This is a genomic window from Microbacterium sp. A93 (assembly GCF_051842835.1).
In genome coordinates this window covers 168,852-191,676 of record NZ_JBPXMT010000012.1, presented here as the reverse complement: position 1 = coordinate 191,676, position 22,825 = coordinate 168,852, and the positions used below count along the sequence as shown (strand labels likewise).

The following is a 22,825-nucleotide window of genomic DNA, read 5'->3' as shown; positions in this document are numbered from 1 at the left end:
TCACACCCTCCCGGTCGCTAAGTACCCTGCATCGCACAACAGCACTTTCCCACGAACTGGTTCATCTGCGCGAAAAAGATCAAAGGCCTGATCTGCGTCGTTCAGCGGTACACGTGCTGCGACGAAGTCTTCGCACACCAACCGTCCACTTTCGAGCTCGCTTATGGTCTCGGTCCATTCCAGTCCAGGGAACGGGTCGCTGTATGACATCCAAGAGCCGACGATCTTCGCCTCTTTGCGATTGAGGAGCTCGAACACGCTTGGTTCGAAGGAGACCGCTCGGGTAGGCGTGCCGACGAAGGCGATCTGCCCCTTCTTCGCGACCAGTTGCAGAGTCTGGGCGAATATCTCCGCAACGCCGGACGATTCGATCACAAGATCGAAGCCGTGGCCCTCCGTGGCGTTCAGCCAGAGATCGCTCTCTTGATCGGGCCGCACGACCAGATGCGCGCCCAGTTGTGTTGCCGTCTGCAACCGTAAGTCGTCGACATCGAACGCGGTGATCTGCTCGGCACCGAGAATGCGCGCCCACTGAATCGCCATGACCCCGATGTTGCCCGCCCCTACGACCGCGACACGACCGCCACCGGCATATTCGGCCAGCGAGAAGGCGTGGCGCGCGACGGAGGACGGCTCGATCATCGCAGCCGACTCGAACGAAATGCTGTCCGCGATTGGCAGCACGTTGGTCTCCGGCACGACGACGTATTGCGCCCACGCACCATTGATGCGCGATCCGAGAAAGGAGTACTGCCCGCACTGGCTGAAGTGACCGCGTTCGCAGTGCTCGCAGTCCCGACACGGCAGCAGCGGCGCACCCGCCACGCGAGTGCCGACAGCTGTCGATACGCCGGCGCCGCGCTCGGCCACGATTCCCGAGAACTCGTGGCCGAGGACGAGTGGATAGAAGTGCGCGCCGCCTGCGAGCACGCGTGGCAGGTCGGATCCGCAGATTCCGCTGACCATGACGCGGACCAATACCTCGCCGGGCCCGGGAGCTGGTCGCGGAATCTGCTCGACGCGCAGGTCGTTCGGACCGTGCAGCACAGCTGCGGTCATCATCGGCTGGTTGGCATCGACGACCGTCATGCCGTTCCCTCGCGGTGCAGCTCCGGATGAGACAGATAGAACTCAGACCAACGCTCCAGCTCGTCGGTCGTGATCAGCGTGTCGGGATAGGAAGCAGCAATGAGCTCCATGTCCGAGATCGAGTTGACCACCCACGGACCCACGATGTGTCCGCGCTCAGAGATCATACGGGCGTACTCCGGTGTCAGCATTCGCACCGGCACGCCAAGCAACTCGCACCGCGTCTCGTCCATGAAGTCAAAGACATATGGCATAGCGCAGCTGCTGGTCAGCCCGAGCGGGATGTCATCGTCGAGGCGTCGCAGTCGCTGAATGGCGAAGTGATCGAAGCTGATGACGATGCAGTCATCGGCTACCCCCGTCGAGTGCAGCAACTCGAGGGTCTTCTCCTCAAGCCTGGGATACAGGTGGCCTGCCTGCTTGATCTCCACCATCGCGGTGATCCTGCCATGGACGAGGTTGAGCGCGTCCTCCAGCGTCGCCACACGCTCACCCTCGGCAAGCTCAAATGACTGCAGCTCGGCCAGCGTCAGATCAGCTACTGCACCTGCCCCCGGGCGACCGGCGATCCTGTCGACCGTGTAGTCGTGCATCAAGACGGGGATGCCATCGCGTGTCAGCTGCACGTCGAACTCGACGTGGCTGTAGTTCAAGTCCACCGCTGCCCTCAGCGCGGTGAGTGTGTTCTCGGGGTGCTTGCCCGAGTATCCGCGGTGGGCGATGCCTCTGATCTTCATTGCTCTTCCGTTCATCCGGGCCCGGGTGGGCGGGCTCACGCCCACCCGGGCCGCCTGCGTAGACTGCTCAGTCGGCCAGGATCGCCTGTGCGCGCTGACGGAACTCGGCCAGCGACCCCTCGATGTCGGCGTCGTCGTACATGATCGCCTGGATCGTGCTGAGGAACTCTGCGTCGACCTCAGCGAAGTGTGCACTGTTGTTGGTGTCGATCGAGTTCGCGAGCTGCTCGTACGCCACCTCACGCTGCGGCTCAGCCTCGAACAGCTCCTGGAACGCATCGGACTCCGCCATCGCAGGCGTGAAGGGAACATAGCCGGTGTCCATGATGAACTGAGCGCCACCCTCTGGGTCCGTCACCAGCCATTCGAGGAACATCCACGCGGCATCCTTCTTCTCAGACGCATCTAGCATGATGAGATTCGCGCCTCCGGTGGGTGCCGCTGCACGCTCACCCTCGGGGAGGAATGCTGTCTGGTAGTCGAAATCGGCACCCTCGATATAGCCGCCGATGCTGCCACTGGAGTTGATCACCATCGCGACTCGGTCGCTCAGGAACATCTGCGACACCACCGTTCCGGAATCGGTCGTCGGCGGGTAGTACAGCGCGTCGGTCTCCTGCATGCCCTTGATGAAGTCGAATGCCTCCACCCCCTCTTCATCGAAGCCGAGGTCAGTAGCGTCCTCGTTGAAGAAGCCACCACCCTGCTGAACGATGAGCGAGATCGGCCACCAGCTTTCATAGTTCATCGTGACGCCGTATCGGGAGACCTCTTCGCCCTCCTTCACCACAAGCGCGTTGGCGACCGTCTCGAGTTCCTCCCATGTCGTCGGGATCTCAAGCCCAGCCTCGTCGAGCGCCGTCTTGTTGACATGCAGCATCGGGCTCGAGCGGTTGAACGGGATGGCATTCAACGCGCCGTCGAAGGTGACGTTGCCCATCAGCCCCTCGACGAAATCGTCTTCCGACATGCCGGACGATTCGAGGTACGGATTGATATCGGCGAGCACCTTGGACTCCGCCAGAAGCGGCACGAACGCACGCTCGAGCATTGAGATGTCCGGCGCGGTTCCTGCGGGAATCGCCTGCTGCAGCTTGGTGAGCGCCTCACCGTAGCCGCCCTGGAATGTGGCGACGACATCGACATCGTCCTGCGACTCGTTGTACGTTTCGACGACGCGATCAAGGCTCTCACCGTTCGCGCCGCCCATCGAGTGCCAAAATTGGATCGTGACAGGGCCGTCCGACGACGACTCCCCGTCATTGCCGTCATTGCCGCCGCTGCTCGAGCAACCGACGAGCGAAACCAACGAGGCCACAGCCACGAGGCCAAGGCCTGTGCGTACCGCCTTCGAGATCTTCATGGATTTCCTAACTTTCGTGATGTGCGCAAGCGCGCGGAACAGGGATGTTTCAGGGAAAGGAATGGTTCAGGGGGGACGATCATTTGATCCCGGAGTATGCGAAGGCACGGATGATGTGCTTCGCCGCGAAGAAGTAGATGATCAGGATCGGCACGACGAGGATGACGTTTCCGGCCATAATCACGTTCCACTGGCTGATGCCCTCGGTCTGGCGCAGCATCGCGATACCGATCGGCAACGGCCGCACATCTGCCGAGTCGGTCATCACCAGAGGCCAGAAGTAGTCGTTCCAATGGGAGACGAAACTGAACAGCACGACGGTTGCCAACGCGGGGATCGACATCGGGACCATGATGCGGAGCATGATCCGCCATTCGCTGGCGTTGTCTAGACGCGCAGCCTCGATGATCTCCTTGGGCACCTGCATGAAGTACTGACGAAGCAGGAAGACGCCGAATGCGTTGGTCATCGCCGGCACGATCTGCGGTATCAGGGTCTGGATCAGGCCCCAGTCAGCCATCATCAGATATACCGGAATGAAGGTCACCTGGCCCGGGATCATGAACGCCAACAGGACCACGCCGAACAGGATCTTCTTGAACCGGAATTCGTACAGGGCGAAAGAATATGCCGCCGGGATCATGAGCGCCAACTGCAACACGATGATGCTGCCGGTGACCACAACCGAGTTTCGGAAGTACGTCAAGAAGGGGCCGGCGGTCATCGCATCGACATAGTTGCTGAACTGCGGCACCTCGGGAATCAGCGTCAACGGGAACCGCATGGTCTCATCTGTCGTCTGCAGCGAAGTCGACAGCATCCAGAGGAAAGGTCCGATGAAACTCAACAGAAGAAGGACCTTGAGGATTACGGCGAGCACACGCCCGACAGCCGCCAGGACAGGCTTGCGCGGGGGGAGGATGACGTCGCGCTCAGGCTCCGCCGGTTGCGCGACGAGAACAGGTTCCTTGATGTCGATGCTCATTGGTAATGCACCTTCTTCGAGAGAACGCGGAAGTAGACCACGGTGAACACCGCCACGATGAGCATGAGAACGATGCCGGACGCCGAGGCATAGCCGATGTTGCTCGTGCGGTTTTGGAAGATGTAGTAGGCGAGCGTCGTCGTGGAGTTGTTCGGACCGCCTCCGGTCATGATGTTCACGGTGTCGAAGACCTTCAATGCGCCAATGGTTGAAATGATCAGCATGAAGAACAGCTGCGGAGACAGCATCGGCAGCGTGATGCGGAAGAAGACGCGGAAGACACCGGCGTTGTCGAGCGCGGCCGCTTCGTAGATCGAAGCGGGGATGGAATGCAACGCGGCGAGCACGATGAGCGTGAAGTACCCGGTGCTGTGCCAGACAGAGACGATGATGATCGAGAGCATCGAGGTTTCCGAACTCTGAAGCCACATCGAGGTCGGCAACCCGAGCGACTTGAGCACGGTGTTGATCAGCCCGAAGCTCGGCTCCATCATCAGCAGCCAGACCAGGGAGATCGACACGATCGAGATGATGTGGGGAGTAAAGATACCCGCCTGCACGAAGGAGTTGAACGCCCCGTGCTTCTTCAGGAACAGTGCACAGATGATCGCGAAGGCCAGAGTCAGCGTGACTGTGCCCAGGGTGTAAATCAGGGTGTTACCCAACGCGACATAGAAATCGCCGCGCGAGAATATCTCCAGGTAATTATCGAACCCGATGAACTCATTCATCGCCGGGTTGAGCAGGTTGTAGTCCTGCACGCTGAGAAGGCCCAGGTAGATGATGGGGTACAAGACGAACAAGCCGACTCCGACGAGCACCGGCGCGACCATGAGATATGGCCGCAGGCGGGAGCCCACTGTCCTCGAACTCGTGATCCGCTTCGGCGCTCTCCGGTTCGCCTGCTCCCGGTGCGCGGTTTTTTCCGTCACCACGTTCTCAGGCATGGATGCTCGCCGCATTGGATTCGATCCGGATGCCGTCCGTGCCGAACCGCACCAGGTTCGCGGCGGCCACTGCGAGGTTCACCTCTCGGTCGACGTCAAGACTCGAATCAGTCGACTTGACCATGAAGACTTGGTTCTGCGTGCGCACCTGGTAGACCGTCTCTGAACCGAGCATCTCGCGTGTCACGATGGTGCCTCGCGTCGAGAATTCCTCAGTCGCGGGGCCGTAGGAGAGCAGGGCATCCTCGGGCCGGAATCCGATGCGGATGCCGTCGACATCGGCGTCGGCGACGTTCATCGGCGGGATCCCCATGAACTGCGCGGTGAAGACATTCGCCGGATGCCGGTACATCTCCTCTGGTGCGGCCTGCTGTTGCACCGCCCCCGCGTCCATCAACACGATCGTGTCTGCCATGGACATGGCCTCACCCTGATCGTGCGTGACGTAGACAAACGTGGTGCCGAGAAGTTTGTGCAGCTCGATGAGCTCCACGCGCATCTGGAATCGGAGCTTGGCATCCAGGTTCGACAGCGGCTCGTCCATGAGGAAGACACCAGGCTTTTTGACCATCGCGCGGGCGAGCGCTACCCGCTGCCGCTGACCGCCGGAAAGTGTGCTCGGGCTGCGTTCGAGGTAGTCCGCGAGGCCGACGGTCTCGCTGATGCTTTCAACAAGCTCGCGGCGTTCAGCGCGTCCGACTTTGTTGTTCTTCAAGCCGAATTCAATGTTGCCGCGAACGGTCATGGTCGGATAGATCGCGTAGTTCTGGAAGACCATCGCGATGTCCCGCTCACCTGGGCGAGTGTGCGTCGCGTCCCGCCCGTCGATCAGAAGCTGTCCCGAGGTCTGAGTCTCGAGTCCTGCGATCATCCGCAGAAGCGTGGTCTTGCCGCACCCGGACGGACCTACGAGAACCGTGAACGAGCCATCTTCGATTTTGAGATTCAGGTCATCGATGACCGTGTTGTCACCGAAACTCTTCGTAATCCTTCGAAACTCAATCGATCCCACGCGGCGTCCTCCACCCAGATTGCTGACCTGTACCTCTCTAGAGATACCTGTCCATCCGGCCGAAAGATGCTTCGTTTGAGTGAGATTGGCTGAGACGTCATCTTGCGTTTACTTATGAAGTTGCATCTTCATGTTGCGTTTAGTTTCGAAGCTACGAATTCAACGCCATTGACACCCAAGAACGAAACATTGCGAAACTCAGGCGGGCGCCGCCGTCGTCGTGCCCGCGCGGAAACGGCATGTGAAGTGCAACGATGACGAGGGTTCGTCACGGAGCATCCGCGCGACCTGCTCCCCGGCGGCGCGCCCCTTCTCGACGGCAGGCTGCACCATCGTGGTGAGAACGTGCTCACCGATGCCGTCGACACGGATGCCGTCGAAGCCGGCCACACTGAGATCTTCTGGCACGCGCAGCCCCAACTCCTCCGCTGCGCGAATCACGCCCGCCGCAAGCAGGTCACTCTGCGCGAGTACGGCCGACGGCCTGCTGGTGGGATCGGCGAGCAACGCACGCCCGGCGATCACACCCTCGTCGATCGAACTGCCGCCGGCCGAAATCGCCTGCACATCGGGGAAGACTCCCCGTACGCCAGCGAAACGATCACGCGTGACGTCGACTGTTGCCCGCTTCCATTGATCCGGGCTGATCGGCCCGCGCACGCGATCGCTGTCGAGGGCCAGAGTCACGGTGGCGACGCGTTCATGTCCGAGGCTCTGCACGTACCGCGCGATCTCAGCGGCCGCCTCACCATTGTCCAGAGTGATGCGCGGGACGCCCTCCCCCGCGTCCCCTTCGATCACGACGACCGGCAGTCCGCGACTTCGCACGAGCTCCAGCGACTCGCGAGTTCGTCCGGAGCATCCGATCAGCACGACAGCGTCCACCGGCGCCGTCGTCAGCGCTGAGGCCTCGTCATCTTCCGGATCATCTCGCAGCAGCAGCACACCGGCCCCGAGCGAGGCAAGCCCATCCGTGAGCCCATCCATCATCGCAATGGTGACCGGATCAAGGAAGGCGGCGCGTAGTTGACCCTCAAGCACCACCGCAACAATGCCGCTGCGGCCCCTGCGCAGGGACGCAGCCCTCGGGTCAGGACCGGCGTAACCCAGCTTCGTGGCCGCGACGAGGACCCGTTCGCGCGTCGCATCCGAGACTTTCGTCTTGCCACTGAACACAACGGATGCCGTCGATGTCGACACTCCCGCCTCGCGGGCGACATCGGCGATGGTCGCACGTCGTGGTGCAGAGTCAGCGGTCATATCCCGAGGATAACCCGAATTCGTTGGCGTAGATCGAATCGATTCGATACGCTCTGTGCATGGACTTTGCCCTCACCCGCTCGCAGTACGTTCGCTGGCGCAACGCGATCTTCGCGATCTTCCTCGCCAGCGGCGTCTCGATTGCCACGTGGGCCTCACGCGTACCCGACATCAAGCTCACACTCGAGATCGATAACGCACAGATCGGCTTGCTGCTGCTGGGCATGGGTATCGCCTCGATTCTCGGCATCTCGACGAGCCCCGCCGTCATGGCGCGCACCGGCGCGCGACGAGGGATGCTCGCCCTGATGATCACGCTCTCGATCGGCATCGCCCTGATCGGTGTGGGCACGACCGTGCTCGCGTCGTTCCCCGTCGTCATCATCGGTCTCGCTCTGTTCGGTTTCGGCAACGGATGCCTGGACGTCATGATGAACGTCGAGGCCACCGCAATCGAGCAGGAGGCGGGCAAGACGATCCTGCCGCTGTTCCATGCGTTCTTCAGCTTCGGCACAGTCATCGGCGCGGGCGCGGGGTGGGCTGCGACGAACTGGCACATCAGCGTCGCCACACACGCACTCATCGCCGCCGCGATCATCTTCGTCGGTGCGTTCGTCTGCATCGCGAACGTGCCGAACCGCGAGGCCACACTCGATCCGGCAGAGCCCGGCGAGAAGCCGCACTGGCGTGAGCGAATGCACGTCGCACTGTCGGCCTGGCGCGAGCCTCGCACCTACGCGCTCGGGGTCGTCATGCTCGGCATGGCGTTCGCCGAGGGTGGAGCGAATGACTGGCTCGCGCTCGGTGTCTCTGAAGACCATGGTGGCGGAACGGCCATGGGCGCCGCCGCACTCACCGTCTTCTCGGTGTGCATGACTGCGGTACGGATCTTCGGCGGCCCACTGGTTGACACGTTCGGCCGTGTGCTCGTGCTGCGCATCCTCGCTGTCGCCGCAGCGGGAGGCATTCTGCTGTTCATCCTCGCGCCGTCGCTCCCCCTCGTGTTCGTGGGTGCGGCGCTCTGGGGCGTCGGCGCCTCACTCGGGTTCCCGCTCGGCATGTCAGCGGCAGCCGATGAACCGGAGAAGGCGGCCGCCCGCGTGAGCGCGGCCGCGACGATCGGCTACGTTGCATTCCTCGGCGGTCCGCCGATTCTGGGCCTGATCAGCGAACACATCGGGCTGCTGAACACGCTGTTCATTCTGGTCGCGCTGGTCGTGGCATCCGGTCTCTTCACGGGAGCCGCGAAACCGCTCAACGCAGATACGAAGGTGGGCCGCGGCACGAAGTGAACGTGGTCGGGGCGGGCGGCAGTCGGCCCCCTGCTCATGCCCGCTGCGCATCGAGCTGGGCATCGAGCTGGGCGGCGATCGCCCGCTCGGCACCACGCAGCGCGGCTAGACCCTTGAGCCGCCCGACCAGCGCGTAGCCGGGGTAGGTGGGACGCTCGAGGTCGTCCAGCAGAAAGTGCCCGTGATCCGGCCGCATCGGGATGATCGCGGCATGCTCTCCGGCATCCTTTCGCCGGCGCTCCTCGACGAGCAGCGCGCGGACGACGCCGATCATGTCGGTGCCGCCGTCGATGTGGTCGTCCTCGAAGAAGCTCTTTCCGTCGGCCTCGATGGTGACGTTGCGCAGGTGCGCAAATCGGATGCGGCCAGCGAAGCGCTCCGTCATCGCGACGACGTCATTCGTCGGCACCGAGCCGAATGAGCCGACGCACATCGTCAGTGCGTTCGACGGCGACGACACAGCGTCCAGCAGCGCCTGCACATCGTCGGCCGTCGATACGACCCGCGGCAGCCCGAACAGCGGCCGTGGCGGATCGTCCGGATGGATGGCGAGGCTGATGCCGGCGGCCTCCGCGGCCGGCATCAGCTCCCGCAGGAACGAGACCAAGTGCGAGCGGAGTCCGATCGCGTCGAGATCGGCGTAGGGCTCGAATCCGCTGCGCAGCGTGTCGAGTTCCCGCGCGTCCGAGGATCCCGGCAGTCCGATGAGGACCGTCTGTCGAACGGCTGCGCGCGCCTCGTCGTCGGCCTCGGCGAACCAGCGGTCCGCGCGCTCCAGATCCTCGGCATCGTAGGAGTCCTCCGCCCCGGGACGACGCAAGATGTGGCGGTCAAAGGCGGCGAACGCGGCGAAGTCGAATCGCATGGCGTAGCCGCCGTTGGGCAGCTTCCAACGCCGGTCCGTGCGCGCCCAGTCGATCACCGGCATGAAGTTGTAACAGACGGTGCGCAGCCCCGCCCGTCCCAGGTTCTCGAGAGTCAGCGCGTAGTTCTCGACGGCCTCGTCGCGCCGCGGGCCGCTCCATTTGATGTGCTCGTGCACCGGGATGGACTCGACCACGGACCAGGTCAGCCCCTCCGCCTCGATTTCCGCCTGCCGACGGCGGATCTCCTCCAACGGCCAGACCTCACCGACGTCGATGTGGTGCAGCGCCGTGACAATGCCGGTCGCATCCGCCTGCTTGATCTCCGACAGGCTCACGGGGTCGTTCGGCCCGAACCAGCGCCAGGTGTGCTCCATGCCCGCGCCTCAGTCGTTCGCAGGCGCGGAGCGGATGACGAGCACGTCCGTCGGCTGCAGCGTCACCGCATCCCCGACGGTGAACACACGGTCGGTCAGCAGGTCAGTTCCGCCGGCGTGCAGCGCTGCAGTGACGGGCTCGGCGCCGTGATGCAGCAGGAACTCGATCCGGGTTCCGTCAGGGGCGACCCGGACGGCGTGCTCGAGCCCCGCGATATCCGCGTACGGACCGACGAGATTATGCCGGGCGAGCGCCTGCCGGATGATCCCGGACAGGCCAGCCTGCTCGAGCTGCGTGCCCAGGTACCAGACGTGGCCACCCTCTTCAGTCTCGCGCCGGGTGACGGCTGGTTCACCCGCATAGAAGTCGTCACCGTAGCGGGCGACGACCTCGGAACCATCGGCGATCAGCACCTCGAACAGCATCCGCCCGACGGAGTCATCCGCACCCTCGAAGCGGATGCGGTTGCCCACCTCTGGCTCGGCGGCATCCGTCTCGGCTACGCGCACCCCGGCGAGGGATGCCAGCGGGCCTGGCCCATCCATGAGGAAGCGGCGATCATCCTCATCGACACGGCCAGACAGGTAACCGGTGATCACGGTTCCGCCGCGCTCGGCGACCTGCGTCAGCCGCTCGACCACATCGCCCTTGATCATGTGCAACAGCGGCGCTGCCACTACGTCGTATCCGGTCAGGTCAGCGGTCACCGGTACGATGTCGACCTGAGCTCCCGCCTCCCAGAAAGCCCGCCCCCACGCCTGCACGGTCGGCATGTAGCGCAGCAGACGGTTCGGCCCGTCGGCCATCTCGACGGCCCACCACGAGTCCCAGTCCACGACGATCGCGCAGCGTGCCGGCGTGCGCGCGCCGATCACGGCATCCCCGGTTCTGGCCAGTTCCGCACCGAGCCCGGCCACCTCGCGGAAAGTGCGGGTGTCGAGCCTGCCGGAGTGGTCCAGCACCGCACCGTGCATCATCTCGCAGGCGCCGCGCGATTGCCGCATCTGGAAGAACAGCACCGAATCCGAACCGTGCGCAACGGCCTGCCACGACCACAGCCGCATGATTCCTGGGCGGCGCACCGGGTTCACGTCTCGAGATGCCGTCACCGATGGCGTCTGCTCCATGAGCCAGAACGGCGCGCCGTCCTTCAGCCCGCGCATGAGGTCGTGGGCGAGCGCTGTGACCCAGGGCTCGTCGACGCTGCGCGGGTAGTTGTCCCAGGAGACGAAATCGAGGTGCGCCGCCCAGCGATGGTAGTCGAGCGGCTCGTAGAAGCCCATGAAGTTCGTCGTCGCCGGCAGGTCGGAGTGCGCGCGGATCGCCGCCTTCTCCTCGTTGTATTGGCGAATCGCGTTGTCGGTGGAGAAGCGGTGGTAGTCCAGCGTGATGCCTTGGAACGCCGTGTAGCCGGGCCCGCGCCAGTGCTCGGTCAGGGCGCTCGGCGGCTCGATCTCGTCCCAGCCGGTGAACCGGTGCGACCAGAACGTCGTGTTCCAGGCCGTGTTCAGCGCCTCGAGGGTCTCGTATCGATGCTGCAACCACAGGCGGAACTCCGCAGCGCACCGCTCGCAGTAGCAGCGGCCGCCGTACTCGTTGCCGATGTGCCAGGCGACAACGGCGGGGTGCGATGCGTAGCGCTCGGCGATCCGGCCCGCGATCTGCGCGGCCAGGCGCCGGTAGTCCGGCGAGCTCCAGCACGCGTTGTGTCGCTGGCCGTAGCCGTGCCGACGCCCCTCGTGGTCGGTGCGCGTGACATCGGGGTACTTGCGCGCCATCCACGGTGAGAGCGCACCGGTGCCGGTGCCGAGGCAGACCTTGCGCCCCTCATCGGCCGCACGCTGCACGATGTCATCGAGCTCGGAGAAATCGAAGGTGTCCTCATCGGGCTGGGTCAGCGACCAGATGAAGACGCCGACCGTGACCAGGGTGATGCCTGCTGCTTCGAACGCCTCGTAGTCGGCGTCCCACACCTCCCGATCCCACTGCTCCGGGTTGTAGTCGCCACCGTAGGCGACGTGGTCCAGGCGCGGCAGGCGCGCGGGGGCCGATTCAGGCATTTCAGGTGAACCTCTCGGTGACGGTGGTGATCAGCGGACGGGAAAGCAGGGCGAGCATCATTGCGAAGGCCCAGAAGAACAGCAGGAGCGCCATCTCGGATGCCGCCAGCACCACGGCGCCGGCGACGATCAGCAGGGAAATGATGCCCAACGAGAAGCGCCACTGCGGCAGTATCATCGCCAGCGCGATGCGCGCGGCATCCCGCGTGCGGAAGTGGAATCCGGCGGTGAGCGGCAGCATGTGCCCGCTCCACACGAGCAGGAGTACGGCGATGACGACGAGCACAGGACGGATCAGATCGCCTCCGGCGACAGCATTCAGGTGCACGAGGTTGAAGGTAAGTAGCGCAAGGACGGCGAACGCCGGCGCTGCCCAGACCAGCGTGGGCACGAGGTCGCGCCGATACGCCAGGACGTAGGCGCGCGCAGGCGATAGATCGGGCGCCGCACGCCAGGCCCGCACGGCAGCGATGGCGGCCACTAGCGCCGGGGCGACCGGAATCAGGGCGAGCATGAAGAGTGGGATGTTGGAGGCGTCCTTGCCCAGAAGCAGGAGCACGGCGATCGTCGGCAGGATGGCGACCAGCAGCAGCCCCTCCAGCACGAGCGTCCGATAGATGGCCGCCGCGCCGCGCGACAGCGGACCGCGGCCGACCTCGTCCGCATAGTTGCGACGTGCGGCCGGCTCGCTCACTGTGCACCTCCATCGGCGCCGAGGAGGCGCTGCTCGTCGAACCACTCCGGCACCTCATCGGCGGAACCGGTGACTTCGACGAGAGCGATGCCGTGCCGGCCGAGAGCGACGTCGAGTTCCCAGCGGCCCTCGCTGGGCTGCACCCGGTGGATGCGCACGGCGGGAGAGGACGCGTCATGCAGGTCGGCGATCGCTCTGGAATCCGGAGCGAGTGGGCTGCCCATCGCCTGCCAGGCGGCGCGTACGTTGCCGCGCTCGGCATCCACATGCCGCTCCACGACATGAGCGGGGCCGGATGCCGGAAGCGAAAGCCGCACGCGGTGGCCGGTGCTGGCGACCGCGGAGCCATCGAGCGACTGCCAGAGGAGGGCTGCGATCCGCCCGTCCGCATGCCGGGTGATGAGGTGGTCGTCGCCCTGGGCGAGGATCGTGTCGCCCATGCGCGCCATGAACGCGTAGAGATGGAAAGCGGGCTTGCGCAGCTGCCGGTGGCCGAGCAGGCCGAACCCGCCATGCAACGGCGCGGTGGGGATGCCGACCTCTTCGAACACATCGCACAGCGTCCAGTACGAGAAGGAGGCCACGTGCTCTCCTCCGCGCGCGAGCACGGGAGCGAGGTAGGCCGCCTGGTAGGCGGTGTCATGGATCGGGTTGTCCGGCCGGTAAGAGGAGGAGAACTCTGTGATGTGCACGGGGAGACCGGCCAGCGAGGTCCCGGCGAGCAGATGCTGCGGAGAAGCGAACTGCTCGAGCAGATGCTGCGGCGGGCGAAGTGTCTGGTGCACACCGAACGGCACGTGCTGGGCAGGCCCCGTCGTGTAGGCGTGCTTGGAGATGAAGTCGCAGGGGACGTCGTTGTGCGCCACGAACTCGGCGAAGTTCGGCAGCCATTCATCCGAGCCGGGAGAGATCGCCGGCCCGCCGACCTGCAGAGCAGCATCGATCTCTTTGACGGCCCGCGCGGTGGTCGCGTACAGGCGGTGGTAGGCGGCCTCGTCGGCGTCCTTCCAGAAGACGGGGAGGTTCGGCTCGTTCCACACCTCGATCGGCCAGGTGCGCACCTGCTCGATCCCATACCGGTCGATCAGATGCCGCAGCACGGCCTGTACGAGCTCGGCCCATTCTGCCTGATCACGGGGCGGAGTGATGTTGCCCTGCCACCAGAACACAGTGTCTGGGCCAGAAGCGAGCGCCTCCGGCATGAACCCCAGTTCCAGGAACGGAGCGATCCCGGCATCCAACCAGGTATCGATCACGAGATCGAGATACGAGAAGCCATACCTGGTCGCCGTCCGGCCCTGATGCTCGTAGCGTCGCACCAGCCCCATGTCGTCATGCAGGATGCCGTGCGCCCTGGTCGCCGCGAAACCGATCTCGGCCTGCACGACCTCCAGACTGTCGCGGTAATCGGCATGCAGCACCTCGCGCGTGCGACCGGTCCCCACACAGGCGCGCCAAGCGGAGCCGAGCGAGGCGATTGGCTGGGACGGGACGCGGATCATGAGGATGTTCCTGATTCACTGATGCGGCGGTCGGCCGTGCACGTGGCACGACCGACCGCCAGGTGGATTACTTCGAAGCGCGCTTGAGCGCGGTGTTGAACGTATCGATCAGCTGGTCTGCGCCGAGGCTCTGCATCTGGCTGACGTAACTGTCCCAGTCGGCGTCGATCGACTTCTGGCCGGTGATGAATGCGGCGGTTGCGGTGGCAACGGCGTCCTTCAGTTGGGTGTCCAAGAGTGTGATCTGCTCGAGCTCGATGTCATTGAGCTGAGCTGCAGGTGTGACCGGAAGCACGGTCTTCGCGTCGAGCTGGGCCGCGGTCCAGTCGGCGATCTCGTCGGTCATCATCGACTGCGTGAGTTCGGCCGACGAGCCGTTGGCGAACATGAATACGCCGTTGCTGTAGCCGAAGTCAGCGTTCAGCTGCTTCTCCGCATCGGGGTTCAGCGCGCTCCAGCCGACGTTGCTCTCCAGGGTGCGGACACCATCGGCATCCTTCGTGTAAGTCTCACCCTCGACGCCCCACTGTGCGAACTCGATGCCCTCGTCGGAGAAGTACAGCCAGTCGACGAACTGCAGCAGCGCCTTGAAGTACGGCTGATCGACCGCGTCGCTGCCGATCATGATGCCCGAGGTGAAGCGGCTACCGGTCAGGTTGCTGCCCGCAGGTCCGCCAGGAACGTTGATCATGCGGATCGTGACGTCGCTCTTGCCGGCATCCGCGAGCTTGGAGCGGTAGTCCGCAAGCATCTGCGTGTTGCCGGAGATCGCAGACGATTCGCCAGAGATGAACTTCTGCACGGCCTGATCGTCGCTCTGGGTGATGTCCGGGTCAAGTGCGCCGCTGGAGACGAGGCCGGCGGCGTAGGAGACGAGATCTTTGTATCCGTCGGTCGTGCCGGTGAACTCGAACTCGCCAGATTTCTGGTTGAAGTACGAGTTCGCGTAGCCCCATCCGGCGACGGTGTCGAAGCTCGGTGCCGCGGTCTGCAGGAATGCACCGAGCGTGCTCGAGTCGGTCCAGCGGTCCGACATGCCGTACGCGATCTCCGAGTTGGCTTCGGTGACCTTCACCAGGTCCTCGAGGTACTCATCCCACGTCGTCGGGTCTTCAGTGATACCGGCTTTGTCCCACATCGTCTCGTTGATGATGACGGAGTACTGCACGTCCGGAACTTCACGCAAGCCGGGAAGGATGTAGATCTTGCCATCCTCCTGGCGGTGGGTGTCCAGCTCTTCCTGCAGGCCCCAGTCCTTGATCTTCTGCTGGAAATTGGGCATGTAGTCGAAGTAGTCCGAGACGGGGACAACGGCTCCGCCGGAAACGTACTGGGTCTCCTGACCGGCGTAGGTGACGGAGATGATGTCGGTCGCCTCGCCGCTGCCGATCAGCAGAGCCTTCTTCGCATCGAAATCGGCCAGCGGGATGTCGGTGCGGTCGAAGGTGACGTTGTTGTTCTTCTCGATGTTCTGCAGAATCGACCAGTCCTCCTGCACCGGGTAGTTCGGGTGGTCGCGATACATCAGCGAGAACTCGACAGGTTCGGTGGCCTTGAATGTGTCTCCTGCTGCGAAGTTCTCCATCGCACCGGCGGAGTGCTCCGCGTCGATCGTGGCGTCATCGCCATTGGCGCTGGCATCCGAGCTGTCACCGGAGCATCCGCTCAGCGCGATAGCGCCGATGGCGATGCCCGCGACAGCCGCAAGCCGGAATCGAGTTGTCTTCATGGTGCTTTCTCTTCTCTGTGATTGGTTCCTCGTGATGGACATCGTCGTTCGACATACGAGGTGGGGGGGGAGGTGGCGATCAGCCCTTGACGGAGCCGAGCATCACGCCGGATACGAAGTAGCGCTGGATGAACGGATAGAGGCAGATGATGGGCAGCACGGTCAGCAGCATGGTGACCGACTGAATGTTGGACGCGATCTGCACGGCGTCACCGGCACCGCCGGAGATCTCCTGCGACCCGGTCGCAGCGGCGATCAGGTTGCGCAGGTAGACGGTCACCGGGAACAACCGCTTGTCATCGAGGTAGAGGAACGCACTGAACCACGAGTTCCACTGTGAAACCGCGTAGAACAGGGTCATAGTCGCCAGCACGGCCTTCGACAGCGGCAGCACGATTCGGAAGAAGACGCCGTACGTCGACAGTCCGTCGATCGCTGCTGCCTCTTCCAGCTCGGCGGGGAAATTCTCGAAGAACGACTTCATCACCAACAGGTTGAAGACGCTCAGCGCGCCAGGGATGACGATCGCCCAGATCGAGTTGCGCCAGCCGAGGAAGCTCGCCACCAGGATGTAGTTCGGGATGAGCCCGCCGCCGAAGAACATCGTGAACACGGCGATGCCGACGAAAAAGGTGCGTCCCTTCAGGTGCGGACGGCTGATCGCGTAGGCATACGTCGTCGTGATCGCCATCGCGATGATCGTTCCGACGACGGTGTAGAGCACGGTGTTGCCGTAGTTTGTCCAGAACATCGAGTCGCTGAGCACTACTCCGAACGTGGCGACGTTGAACCCCACCGGGATGATGTTTACCTGGCCCGCCGAGATCGCACCCTCCGAGGAAAACGCCTTCGCAATGAGGTTGACGAACGGGTACAACGTCACCACGCACACCAGGATCAGCACGATGGCGTTCGCCCCACGGAAGACCCGGAATCCAACGGACTCCTTGATGACACCGCCTTCCTTGCGGACGTGAGCGAGATCGGGCTTGGGAGGAAGGATTTCGGTCACCACAGCGAGGTACCCACCAATCGACGGGAGATGAAGTTCGCGCCCAGCACCAGCACGAGGCCGATGAGTGCTTCGAAGAGGCCGATGGCGGCCGCGTAGGAGAACTGGGCAGATTGGATGCCGACGCGGTACAGGTAGGTCGAGATGACGTCGGCAGTGGAGTAGATCAGGGGATTCTGCAGCAGCAGCACCTTCTCGAAGCCGACCGCCATGAACGAGCCGATGTTCAGGATGAGCAACACCATCATCGTGGGGCGGATGCCGGGGAGCGTGATGTGCCAGGTCTGCTGCCAGCGGTTGGCGCCGTCGATACGTGCGGCCTCGTACAGCTGGTCATCGACCGTAGTGAGGGCGGCGAGGTAGAGGATCGTGCCCCAGCCGACGGTCTGCCACACCTCGGACGAGACATAGACAGTACGGAACCATTCCGGCTTCTGCATGAACGCGACCGCATCGCCGCCGAAGGCCTCGACGACCTGGTTGATCGTTCCGGTGAGTGAGGTCAGCTGCAGCACAAGGCCTGCCACGATCACGATCGACATGAAGTGCGGCAGGTACGAGATCGTCTGCACGATCCGCTTGAACCGGCTCGAACGCAGCTCGTTCAGCAGTAGTGCGAGCACGATCGGCAGAGGGAAGCAGATCAGCAGGGTGAGCCCGCCGAGGATGACGGTGTTCCAGAACACCGTCCAGAACTGCTGATTGTGGATGAAGGTCTCGAAGTAGTAGAAACCGACCCACTCGTCGCCGAGGATCGATCCACCGGGACGGAACCGGCGGAAGGCGATGATGTTTCCGATCATCGGCACGTACCGGAAGATCAGCAGGAAGATCACCGGTATGACGAGGAACGTGTACAACCGCCAGTCGCGGGTGAGCGCCCGGCGCCAGGTCAGCTTGCCGCCGTCCGCCTTGATCCGGCGCCGCCGCTCCTTGGGGTTCTTCGGCGTGATGAGGGTTCTGGTCTCGCTCATCCGCGGGTCCCTTCGCCCACCAACACCTCGGCACTGCTGAGCAGCGCCCTGGTGTCGTCGATGCGGCGCGTATCACCGACGATCGTCAGCGCAACGGCGTGGTGCACATCAGCACTGGAGCGTCCGATGCGCAGCTCGACAGCGCCTGGTTCGACGATCCGATCGCCGGAAAGCCCGGTGAAGGAGGTGAGATCGGCGTGCGCGGTGAAGGTCACGGTGCAGCTCTCACCCGGCTCCAGCTCGACGCGCCGGAAGCCGATCAGGCGCATGTCAGGTCGGGTCACCTGAGCGACAGAGTCATGCAGGTAGAGCTGTACGACATCGGCGATGGCCCGATCTGAATCGTTGGAGAGCTCGACCGTGACGGTGGTCTCGCCATCCACGGCCCATTCGGCACCGGAGGCCGCAACAGCACCCCAGGTGAGCTCGCCGTAGGAGAGACCATGCCCGAACGCGAACAGCGGCGTCGGGTCGATATCCGATGGAGCGTCAGCGAGTCCGAGCGGCGGGGCCAGATACGTCGACGGCTGCGAGCCCGGCAGGCGGGGGATGCCGACGGGCAGGTGTCCGGATGGGTTGACGACCCCGGTCAGAACCTCGGCGATGGCCTGACCGCCGCGCTGGCCGGGGAAGAACGCCTGCACCATCGCGCCCGCCCGTCCCGTGAACTCTCCGAGCGCGTACGGGCGACCGGACAGCACGAGCACAACGACCGGTGTGCCCGATTCCAGCACAGCCTCGACGAGGGCGTGCTGTTCGCCAGGCAGTCGCAGATCGGCTGCGTCGCAACCCTCGCCCGAGGTGCCACGACCGAACAGGCCAGCGCGATCTCCGACGACGACGATGGCGATGTCGGCCGAGCGGGCGGCGGCCACGGCATCCGCGAATCCTTCACGACCAGGCTCCATCACGTCGCATCCGCGAGCGTGTGCGATCTCGCCGGCGTGAGCAGCCTCGAGCGCCTCGCGCACACTGGGGATCTCGATGCCGACCTCGACGTCGGGGTGGCGCACGCCGACGTGCAGCGGGAAGGAATAACATCCGAGCATCGCGAAGGCGTCCTCGGCGAGCGGACCGATGACGGCGACGCGGGATGCTGGCGACAGGGGCAGGATGCCGGCGCTGTTCTCGAGCAGCACGATGCTCTCCTGTGCCAGCTTCAGCGCGGTCTCCTGCTGAGCAGGCGTGTCGAAGTCGGGCGTCTCGTCGATCTCGGGAGCCCAGTCGGGGTCGAGCAGCCCGAGCTGCGCCTTCTGCGTCAGGACGCGGATCGCGGCCCGGTCGACGAGCGCTTCGTCGACGAGACCGGTGCGCACGGCATCCACCAGTGGTTCGCCGTAGGCGGCAACGGATGGCAGCTCGACATCGATGCCCGCGGCGAGCGCGAGCGCGGCCGCCTCACCGTCGGTGGCTGCGACCCGGTGCATGGTGCGCAGGAACGCGATGGAGAAGTAGTCGGCAACGACGATGCCGCCGAAGCCCCACTTCTCGCGAAGCAGTCCGGTTAGCAGCGACGCATCGGCGGCGGCTGGCACTCCGTCGACTTCGGCGTAGGAGTTCATCACCGAGCGTGCACCGCCCTCGCGTAGCGCAGTGAGGAAGGGCGGGTGGAAGACATCAGCCATCTCGCGAGGGCCGGCCGAGACCGGTGCGTGGTTGCGGGCGGCACGCGAGGCGGAGTAGCCGGCGAAGTGCTTGAGAGTCGCGACCACGCCGGTCGACTCGACACCGCGCACGTAGGCGGAGCCGATCGCGCCGATGACGTAGGGGTCTTCGCCGATCGTCTCCTCCACACGTCCCCAGCGATAGTCGCGGACGACATCGAGCACGGGGGCGAGGCCCTGATGAACGCCGACTGACCGCATCGATTCGCCGATCTGCGTGGCCATCTCCTCGACCAGGTCGGGGTCAAACGCGGCACCCCAGGACAGCGGTACCGGATAAGCGGTTGCGCGCCAGGCGGCAAAGCCGGCCAGGCACTCTTCGTGCACCTGTGCCGGGATGCCGAATCGGCCAGCCGCCATGATCTGCCGTTGCGCGCGGGCCAACGACTGCGCTCCGAGTTCAGGATCCACCGGGTCAGAGCCAAACGGCCGCACCAGCTGGCCGAGGCCGTTGGCGATGATGTCTGTGAAGGAGAGCCCCGCATCGACCATCTCGCTCTGGAACGGGGCGACGTCTCCGCCGGAGGCATCCGCACCGACCCAGAGGCCGACGAGTTGACTCGTCTTCTCCTCGAGGGTCATTTGCGCCACCAGTGCGCGGGCCCTGTCGGTCGCGGGCAGGGTGACGTCGTGCCATGCACCGTCCACGCGGGTGGTGGAAGACGAGTCGAGCATGAATCTCACTTCTTCGGGAGGTCGAAAGTTTCGGTACTTAGTGCGAAACAATTACATCGGTTGACACTATGGAAACACGGCGCTGTCGTCAATCCCTTTCGTAAAGTTGGTGAAAGACGTGACAATCACCACACGACTTGGATACGCTTTACCGATAGTTTCGAGGGGTGCACAATGGCGAATGGCCGTCCGACGATCGCCGAGATCGCCGCCGAGGTGGGCGTGTCCGCGCCCACCGTCTCTAAAGTCCTCAACGGACGCACCGATGTTGCAGACGCCACCCGCGCGCGCATCGAGGCTGCACTTTCCGCCCACGAGTACCGCAAGCCGGTTGCGACAGCGCGCGGCAACGGACGACCCCGCACGTCGGCACGACTGCTCGATCTTGTCTTCCACGAGGCTGACAATCTCTGGGCGCAGGAGATCATCGCCGGCGTCGAGCGCATCTCCGGCCCCGCCAGGGTCGGCGTCGTCCTCTCCGAGCTCGGCGGATCGCACCGTCCGACCCAGCAGTGGCTCGACGATGTGATGGCCCGCCGCCCGCTGGGTGTGCTGCTCGCCCTCTCCGATCTGGATGAGGCTCAGCGCCACCAGCTCAGTGCGCGCTCCATCCCCTTCGTCGTGCTCGACACCCAGGGCAAGCCGCCCACGGATGTCCCCACGGTCGGGTCGAACAACTGGAACGGCGGCCTCATCGCGACCCAGCATCTACTCGAACTCGGCCACACGCGCATCGCCGTGATCATGGGCCCCTCGGATGTGTTGTGCTCCCGCGCCCGCGTCGACGGATACCGCAGCGCGCACGATCAGGCCGAGGTCACGTGGGATCCGGCACTGGTGCGTTGGGGCGAGTTCGAGGCGGTGAACGGTTACCAGCACGGTCTCGATCTACTCTCACGCCCGGATCGTCCGACCGCGATCTTCGCGGGGTCCGACGAGATCTCACTCGGCGTAACCCGCGCGGCACGCGAGTGCGGCCTTCGCATCCCCGACGACCTCTCCCTGGTCGGCTACGACAATTTGCCCATCACCGCATGGCTGAATCCTGCACTGACGACCGTCAACCAGCCACTGCGGGAGATGGGCGGCCTCGCCGCACAGATGCTGCTCACCCTCGCCGACGGCCGCGCCCCGTCGTCGACCCGGGTGGATCTGATGACAGAACTCGTCGTGCGCGAATCCACAGCTGCCCCCGCGTCTCTCTGATCCCCACCACACCCGAACCCGGAGCAACGATGCCCCTGCCCACCGCGTCCCCTGAGCAGCACGGCCTGCGCTCGGCCGACCTGCTGCACCTGATCGACTCACTAGAGAACGCCGGGCTGGATCCACACGCGCTCACCGTCATCCGGGGCGGTCACGTGCTGTTCCGCGGAGCGTGGCAGCCATGGGCGATGCATCAGCCTGCCCTGGTCTACTCCGTCTCGAAGACCTTCACCGCCCTCGCGATCGGATTCCTCGAAGCGGAGGGGCTCGTCGATGTCTCCGCCCCCGTCGACCGGTATCTCGATACACCGAATCCGCATGGCATCACAGTGCGCCACCTCCTTACGATGAATACCGGGCACAGCCGCGAGCAGACGCTGGAGCTTTCGTTCGATATCGAGGCGGTGCTGACGATTCCGGCCGCACATGCGCCCGGCGCATCCTTCGCTTACAACTCCCCCGCCACCTACGCACTCTCCGCCATCGTGACGACGGTGAGCGGTCTGTCGTTGACCGAGTACCTGACGCCGCGGCTGTTCGAGCCGCTGGGAATCACACCCCGCTGGTGGATGAAGCTGGACGACCTGGAGCAGGGCTTCTCCGGGTTGCACCTGAACGTCGACGACCTCAGTCGAATCGGAATCGCCCTCGCCGATGAAGGACGCTTCGGTGGACGCCAGGTGATTCCGGAGGCGTTCATCGCGGATGCCACGCACCCGTGGTCGGATACGACCGATGAAGGCGGCGGCGACTGGGCGCTCGGCTACGGCTATCAGCTGTGGCGCAGCCGGTACGGCTTCCGCCTCGACGGGGCCTTCGGCCAGTTCGTGCTCGTGGTCCCCGAGCGCAACATCGTCATCGCTTACCAGGGCGCGACGACGGACACCGGCGCCGTCCTTGACGCATTCTGGCGACTGGTGGACGTCATCGACAACACGGCGGTCGCCGATGATGCTTCCGCGACGGCTGCGCTCGCGACGCGTGCCGCCAGGCTTGATTCCTGGGATGCGCGGGCCACTCTTTCCGTCACCACTCCCGTGGAGGATCCGACAGGGTGGGCTCTCGTCGATACCGAGTCCGGCCAGTGGGAGCTGATGACGCCCTACGGCGTCATCACAGTGCGCGCCGACGGCTGGCAGCGCACAGTGGTAGGCGACGGCGACGAGCTGCTTGTCCTTGTCACACGTGGTGAGCAGCGCGCAGACGGCAGCGTTCTCGTTCACGTCGTCGTGCCAACCTCACCGCACCGGCTCATCGTCACCCGCGGCGGCGATGGCCTCCATATCGGCTGGCACATCGCACCGCTGTGGCGCGCGTCCTTGACCACCCTCCTCGTGCCGCCGCTGGTCGCCGAATCTCGCTGACCCTCGCTGACCCTGATCG

At 64.4% G+C, this 22,825-nt stretch carries 18 protein-coding genes; 3 read left to right on the top strand and 15 right to left on the bottom strand.

What is annotated here, in order from left to right; genetic code table 11:
- The 7 genes from ACSU1G_RS27065 to ACSU1G_RS27035 form a co-directional block, all read right to left on the bottom strand.
- Complete coding sequence (locus ACSU1G_RS27065) at nucleotides 1–1,059, bottom strand: galactitol-1-phosphate 5-dehydrogenase (protein WP_439283645.1); 1,059 nt, start codon at nucleotides 1,057–1,059, stop codon at nucleotides 1–3.
- A 26-nt stretch (nucleotides 1,060–1,085) separates the two neighbouring features.
- Complete coding sequence (locus ACSU1G_RS27060; protein WP_439283462.1) at nucleotides 1,086–1,826, bottom strand: glycerophosphodiester phosphodiesterase; 741 nt, start codon at nucleotides 1,824–1,826, stop codon at nucleotides 1,086–1,088.
- A 67-nt stretch (nucleotides 1,827–1,893) separates the two neighbouring features.
- Complete coding sequence (locus ACSU1G_RS27055) at nucleotides 1,894–3,189, bottom strand: ABC transporter substrate-binding protein (protein WP_439283460.1); 1,296 nt, start codon at nucleotides 3,187–3,189, stop codon at nucleotides 1,894–1,896.
- Nucleotides 3,190–3,268: 79 nt separating this feature from the next.
- On the bottom strand, nucleotides 3,269–4,174 hold the full coding sequence (locus tag ACSU1G_RS27050) for a carbohydrate ABC transporter permease (RefSeq protein ID WP_439283458.1): 906 nt from the start codon (nucleotides 4,172–4,174) through the stop codon (nucleotides 3,269–3,271).
- Complete coding sequence (locus ACSU1G_RS27045; RefSeq protein ID WP_439283456.1) at nucleotides 4,171–5,121, bottom strand: carbohydrate ABC transporter permease; 951 nt, start codon at nucleotides 5,119–5,121, stop codon at nucleotides 4,171–4,173. Before ACSU1G_RS27045 ends, ACSU1G_RS27050 begins: the two co-directional genes overlap by 4 nt.
- Nucleotides 5,114–6,133 carry an ABC transporter ATP-binding protein gene (locus ACSU1G_RS27040; RefSeq protein WP_439283454.1) on the bottom strand — a complete coding sequence of 340 codons (1,020 nt, stop codon included), beginning with the start codon at nucleotides 6,131–6,133 and terminating at the stop codon, nucleotides 5,114–5,116. The genes ACSU1G_RS27045 and ACSU1G_RS27040 overlap by 8 nt, the downstream gene beginning before the upstream one ends.
- Before the next feature lie 198 nt (nucleotides 6,134–6,331).
- The gene (locus ACSU1G_RS27035; RefSeq protein ID WP_439283452.1) at nucleotides 6,332–7,393 is read right to left on the bottom strand and encodes a LacI family DNA-binding transcriptional regulator; all 1,062 of its coding nucleotides are present in this window, start codon (nucleotides 7,391–7,393) and stop codon (nucleotides 6,332–6,334) included.
- Between the two features lie 59 nt (nucleotides 7,394–7,452).
- Here ACSU1G_RS27035 and ACSU1G_RS27030 point away from each other — a divergent pair, with 59 nt between their 5' ends.
- Nucleotides 7,453–8,685, top strand: a complete 1,233-nt coding sequence (locus ACSU1G_RS27030) for an MFS transporter (RefSeq protein ID WP_439283450.1) — start codon at nucleotides 7,453–7,455, stop codon at nucleotides 8,683–8,685.
- 34 nt (nucleotides 8,686–8,719) lie between these two features.
- On the opposite strand, the gene uxuA is transcribed toward ACSU1G_RS27030, so the two are convergent.
- The 8 genes from uxuA to ACSU1G_RS26990 form a co-directional block, all read right to left on the bottom strand.
- A complete protein-coding gene (uxuA, locus tag ACSU1G_RS27025) occupies nucleotides 8,720–9,925 on the bottom strand; it encodes a mannonate dehydratase (protein WP_439283448.1) in 1,206 nt (401 codons plus the stop codon).
- A gap of 9 nt (nucleotides 9,926–9,934) precedes the next feature.
- A complete protein-coding gene (locus ACSU1G_RS27020) occupies nucleotides 9,935–11,986 on the bottom strand; it encodes a beta-galactosidase (RefSeq protein WP_439283446.1) in 2,052 nt (683 codons plus the stop codon).
- Nucleotide 11,987: 1 nt separating this feature from the next.
- Nucleotides 11,988–12,680 (bottom strand): hypothetical protein, encoded by a 693-nt coding sequence (locus ACSU1G_RS27015; RefSeq protein ID WP_439283444.1) that lies wholly within the window; start codon nucleotides 12,678–12,680, stop codon nucleotides 11,988–11,990.
- Nucleotides 12,677–14,182, bottom strand: coding sequence for a GH39 family glycosyl hydrolase (locus tag ACSU1G_RS27010; RefSeq protein WP_439283442.1), 1,506 nt, complete (start codon nucleotides 14,180–14,182; stop codon nucleotides 12,677–12,679). The genes ACSU1G_RS27015 and ACSU1G_RS27010 overlap by 4 nt, the downstream gene beginning before the upstream one ends.
- A gap of 67 nt (nucleotides 14,183–14,249) precedes the next feature.
- Nucleotides 14,250–15,911 (bottom strand): ABC transporter substrate-binding protein, encoded by a 1,662-nt coding sequence (locus ACSU1G_RS27005; protein WP_439283440.1) that lies wholly within the window; start codon nucleotides 15,909–15,911, stop codon nucleotides 14,250–14,252.
- 79 nt (nucleotides 15,912–15,990) lie between these two features.
- Nucleotides 15,991–16,923: a carbohydrate ABC transporter permease gene (locus tag ACSU1G_RS27000; protein WP_439283438.1), complete on the bottom strand. Its 933-nt coding sequence runs from the start codon at nucleotides 16,921–16,923 to the stop codon at nucleotides 15,991–15,993.
- The gene (locus tag ACSU1G_RS26995) at nucleotides 16,920–17,897 is read right to left on the bottom strand and encodes an ABC transporter permease (RefSeq protein WP_439283436.1); all 978 of its coding nucleotides are present in this window, start codon (nucleotides 17,895–17,897) and stop codon (nucleotides 16,920–16,922) included. The genes ACSU1G_RS27000 and ACSU1G_RS26995 overlap by 4 nt, the downstream gene beginning before the upstream one ends.
- A complete protein-coding gene (locus ACSU1G_RS26990) occupies nucleotides 17,894–20,236 on the bottom strand; it encodes a glycoside hydrolase family 3 N-terminal domain-containing protein (RefSeq protein WP_439283434.1) in 2,343 nt (780 codons plus the stop codon). Before ACSU1G_RS26990 ends, ACSU1G_RS26995 begins: the two co-directional genes overlap by 4 nt.
- Before the next feature lie 174 nt (nucleotides 20,237–20,410).
- Between ACSU1G_RS26990 and ACSU1G_RS26985 the strand changes: the two genes are divergently transcribed.
- Both ACSU1G_RS26985 and ACSU1G_RS26980 read left to right on the top strand, forming a co-directional pair.
- A complete protein-coding gene (locus ACSU1G_RS26985) occupies nucleotides 20,411–21,442 on the top strand; it encodes a LacI family DNA-binding transcriptional regulator (protein ID WP_439283432.1) in 1,032 nt (343 codons plus the stop codon).
- A gap of 29 nt (nucleotides 21,443–21,471) precedes the next feature.
- On the top strand, nucleotides 21,472–22,806 hold the full coding sequence (locus tag ACSU1G_RS26980; RefSeq protein WP_439283430.1) for a serine hydrolase domain-containing protein: 1,335 nt from the start codon (nucleotides 21,472–21,474) through the stop codon (nucleotides 22,804–22,806).
- Nucleotides 22,807–22,825: the final 19 nt, after the last annotated feature.

Excerpts from the sequence above, each read along its gene's own strand:
- ACSU1G_RS27065 (WP_439283645.1), bottom strand. The coding sequence starts at position 1,059 with ATGACCGCAGCTGTGCTGCACGGTCCGAACGACCTGCGCGTCGAGCAG.
- ACSU1G_RS27060 (WP_439283462.1), bottom strand. The coding sequence starts at position 1,826 with ATGAAGATCAGAGGCATCGCCCACCGCGGATACTCGGGCAAGCACCCC.
- ACSU1G_RS27055 (WP_439283460.1), bottom strand. The coding sequence starts at position 3,189 with ATGAAGATCTCGAAGGCGGTACGCACAGGCCTTGGCCTCGTGGCTGTG.
- ACSU1G_RS27050 (WP_439283458.1), bottom strand. The coding sequence starts at position 4,174 with ATGAGCATCGACATCAAGGAACCTGTTCTCGTCGCGCAACCGGCGGAG.
- ACSU1G_RS27045 (WP_439283456.1), bottom strand. The coding sequence starts at position 5,121 with ATGCCTGAGAACGTGGTGACGGAAAAAACCGCGCACCGGGAGCAGGCG.
- ACSU1G_RS27035 (WP_439283452.1), bottom strand. The coding sequence starts at position 7,393 with ATGACCGCTGACTCTGCACCACGACGTGCGACCATCGCCGATGTCGCC.
- ACSU1G_RS27030 (WP_439283450.1), top strand. The coding sequence starts at position 7,453 with ATGGACTTTGCCCTCACCCGCTCGCAGTACGTTCGCTGGCGCAACGCG.
- uxuA (WP_439283448.1), bottom strand. The coding sequence starts at position 9,925 with ATGGAGCACACCTGGCGCTGGTTCGGGCCGAACGACCCCGTGAGCCTG.
- ACSU1G_RS27020 (WP_439283446.1), bottom strand. The coding sequence starts at position 11,986 with ATGCCTGAATCGGCCCCCGCGCGCCTGCCGCGCCTGGACCACGTCGCC.
- ACSU1G_RS27010 (WP_439283442.1), bottom strand. The coding sequence starts at position 14,182 with ATGATCCGCGTCCCGTCCCAGCCAATCGCCTCGCTCGGCTCCGCTTGG.
- ACSU1G_RS27005 (WP_439283440.1), bottom strand. The coding sequence starts at position 15,911 with ATGAAGACAACTCGATTCCGGCTTGCGGCTGTCGCGGGCATCGCCATC.
- ACSU1G_RS26995 (WP_439283436.1), bottom strand. The coding sequence starts at position 17,897 with ATGAGCGAGACCAGAACCCTCATCACGCCGAAGAACCCCAAGGAGCGG.
- ACSU1G_RS26990 (WP_439283434.1), bottom strand. The coding sequence starts at position 20,236 with ATGCTCGACTCGTCTTCCACCACCCGCGTGGACGGTGCATGGCACGAC.
- ACSU1G_RS26985 (WP_439283432.1), top strand. The coding sequence starts at position 20,411 with ATGGCGAATGGCCGTCCGACGATCGCCGAGATCGCCGCCGAGGTGGGC.
- ACSU1G_RS26980 (WP_439283430.1), top strand. The coding sequence starts at position 21,472 with ATGCCCCTGCCCACCGCGTCCCCTGAGCAGCACGGCCTGCGCTCGGCC.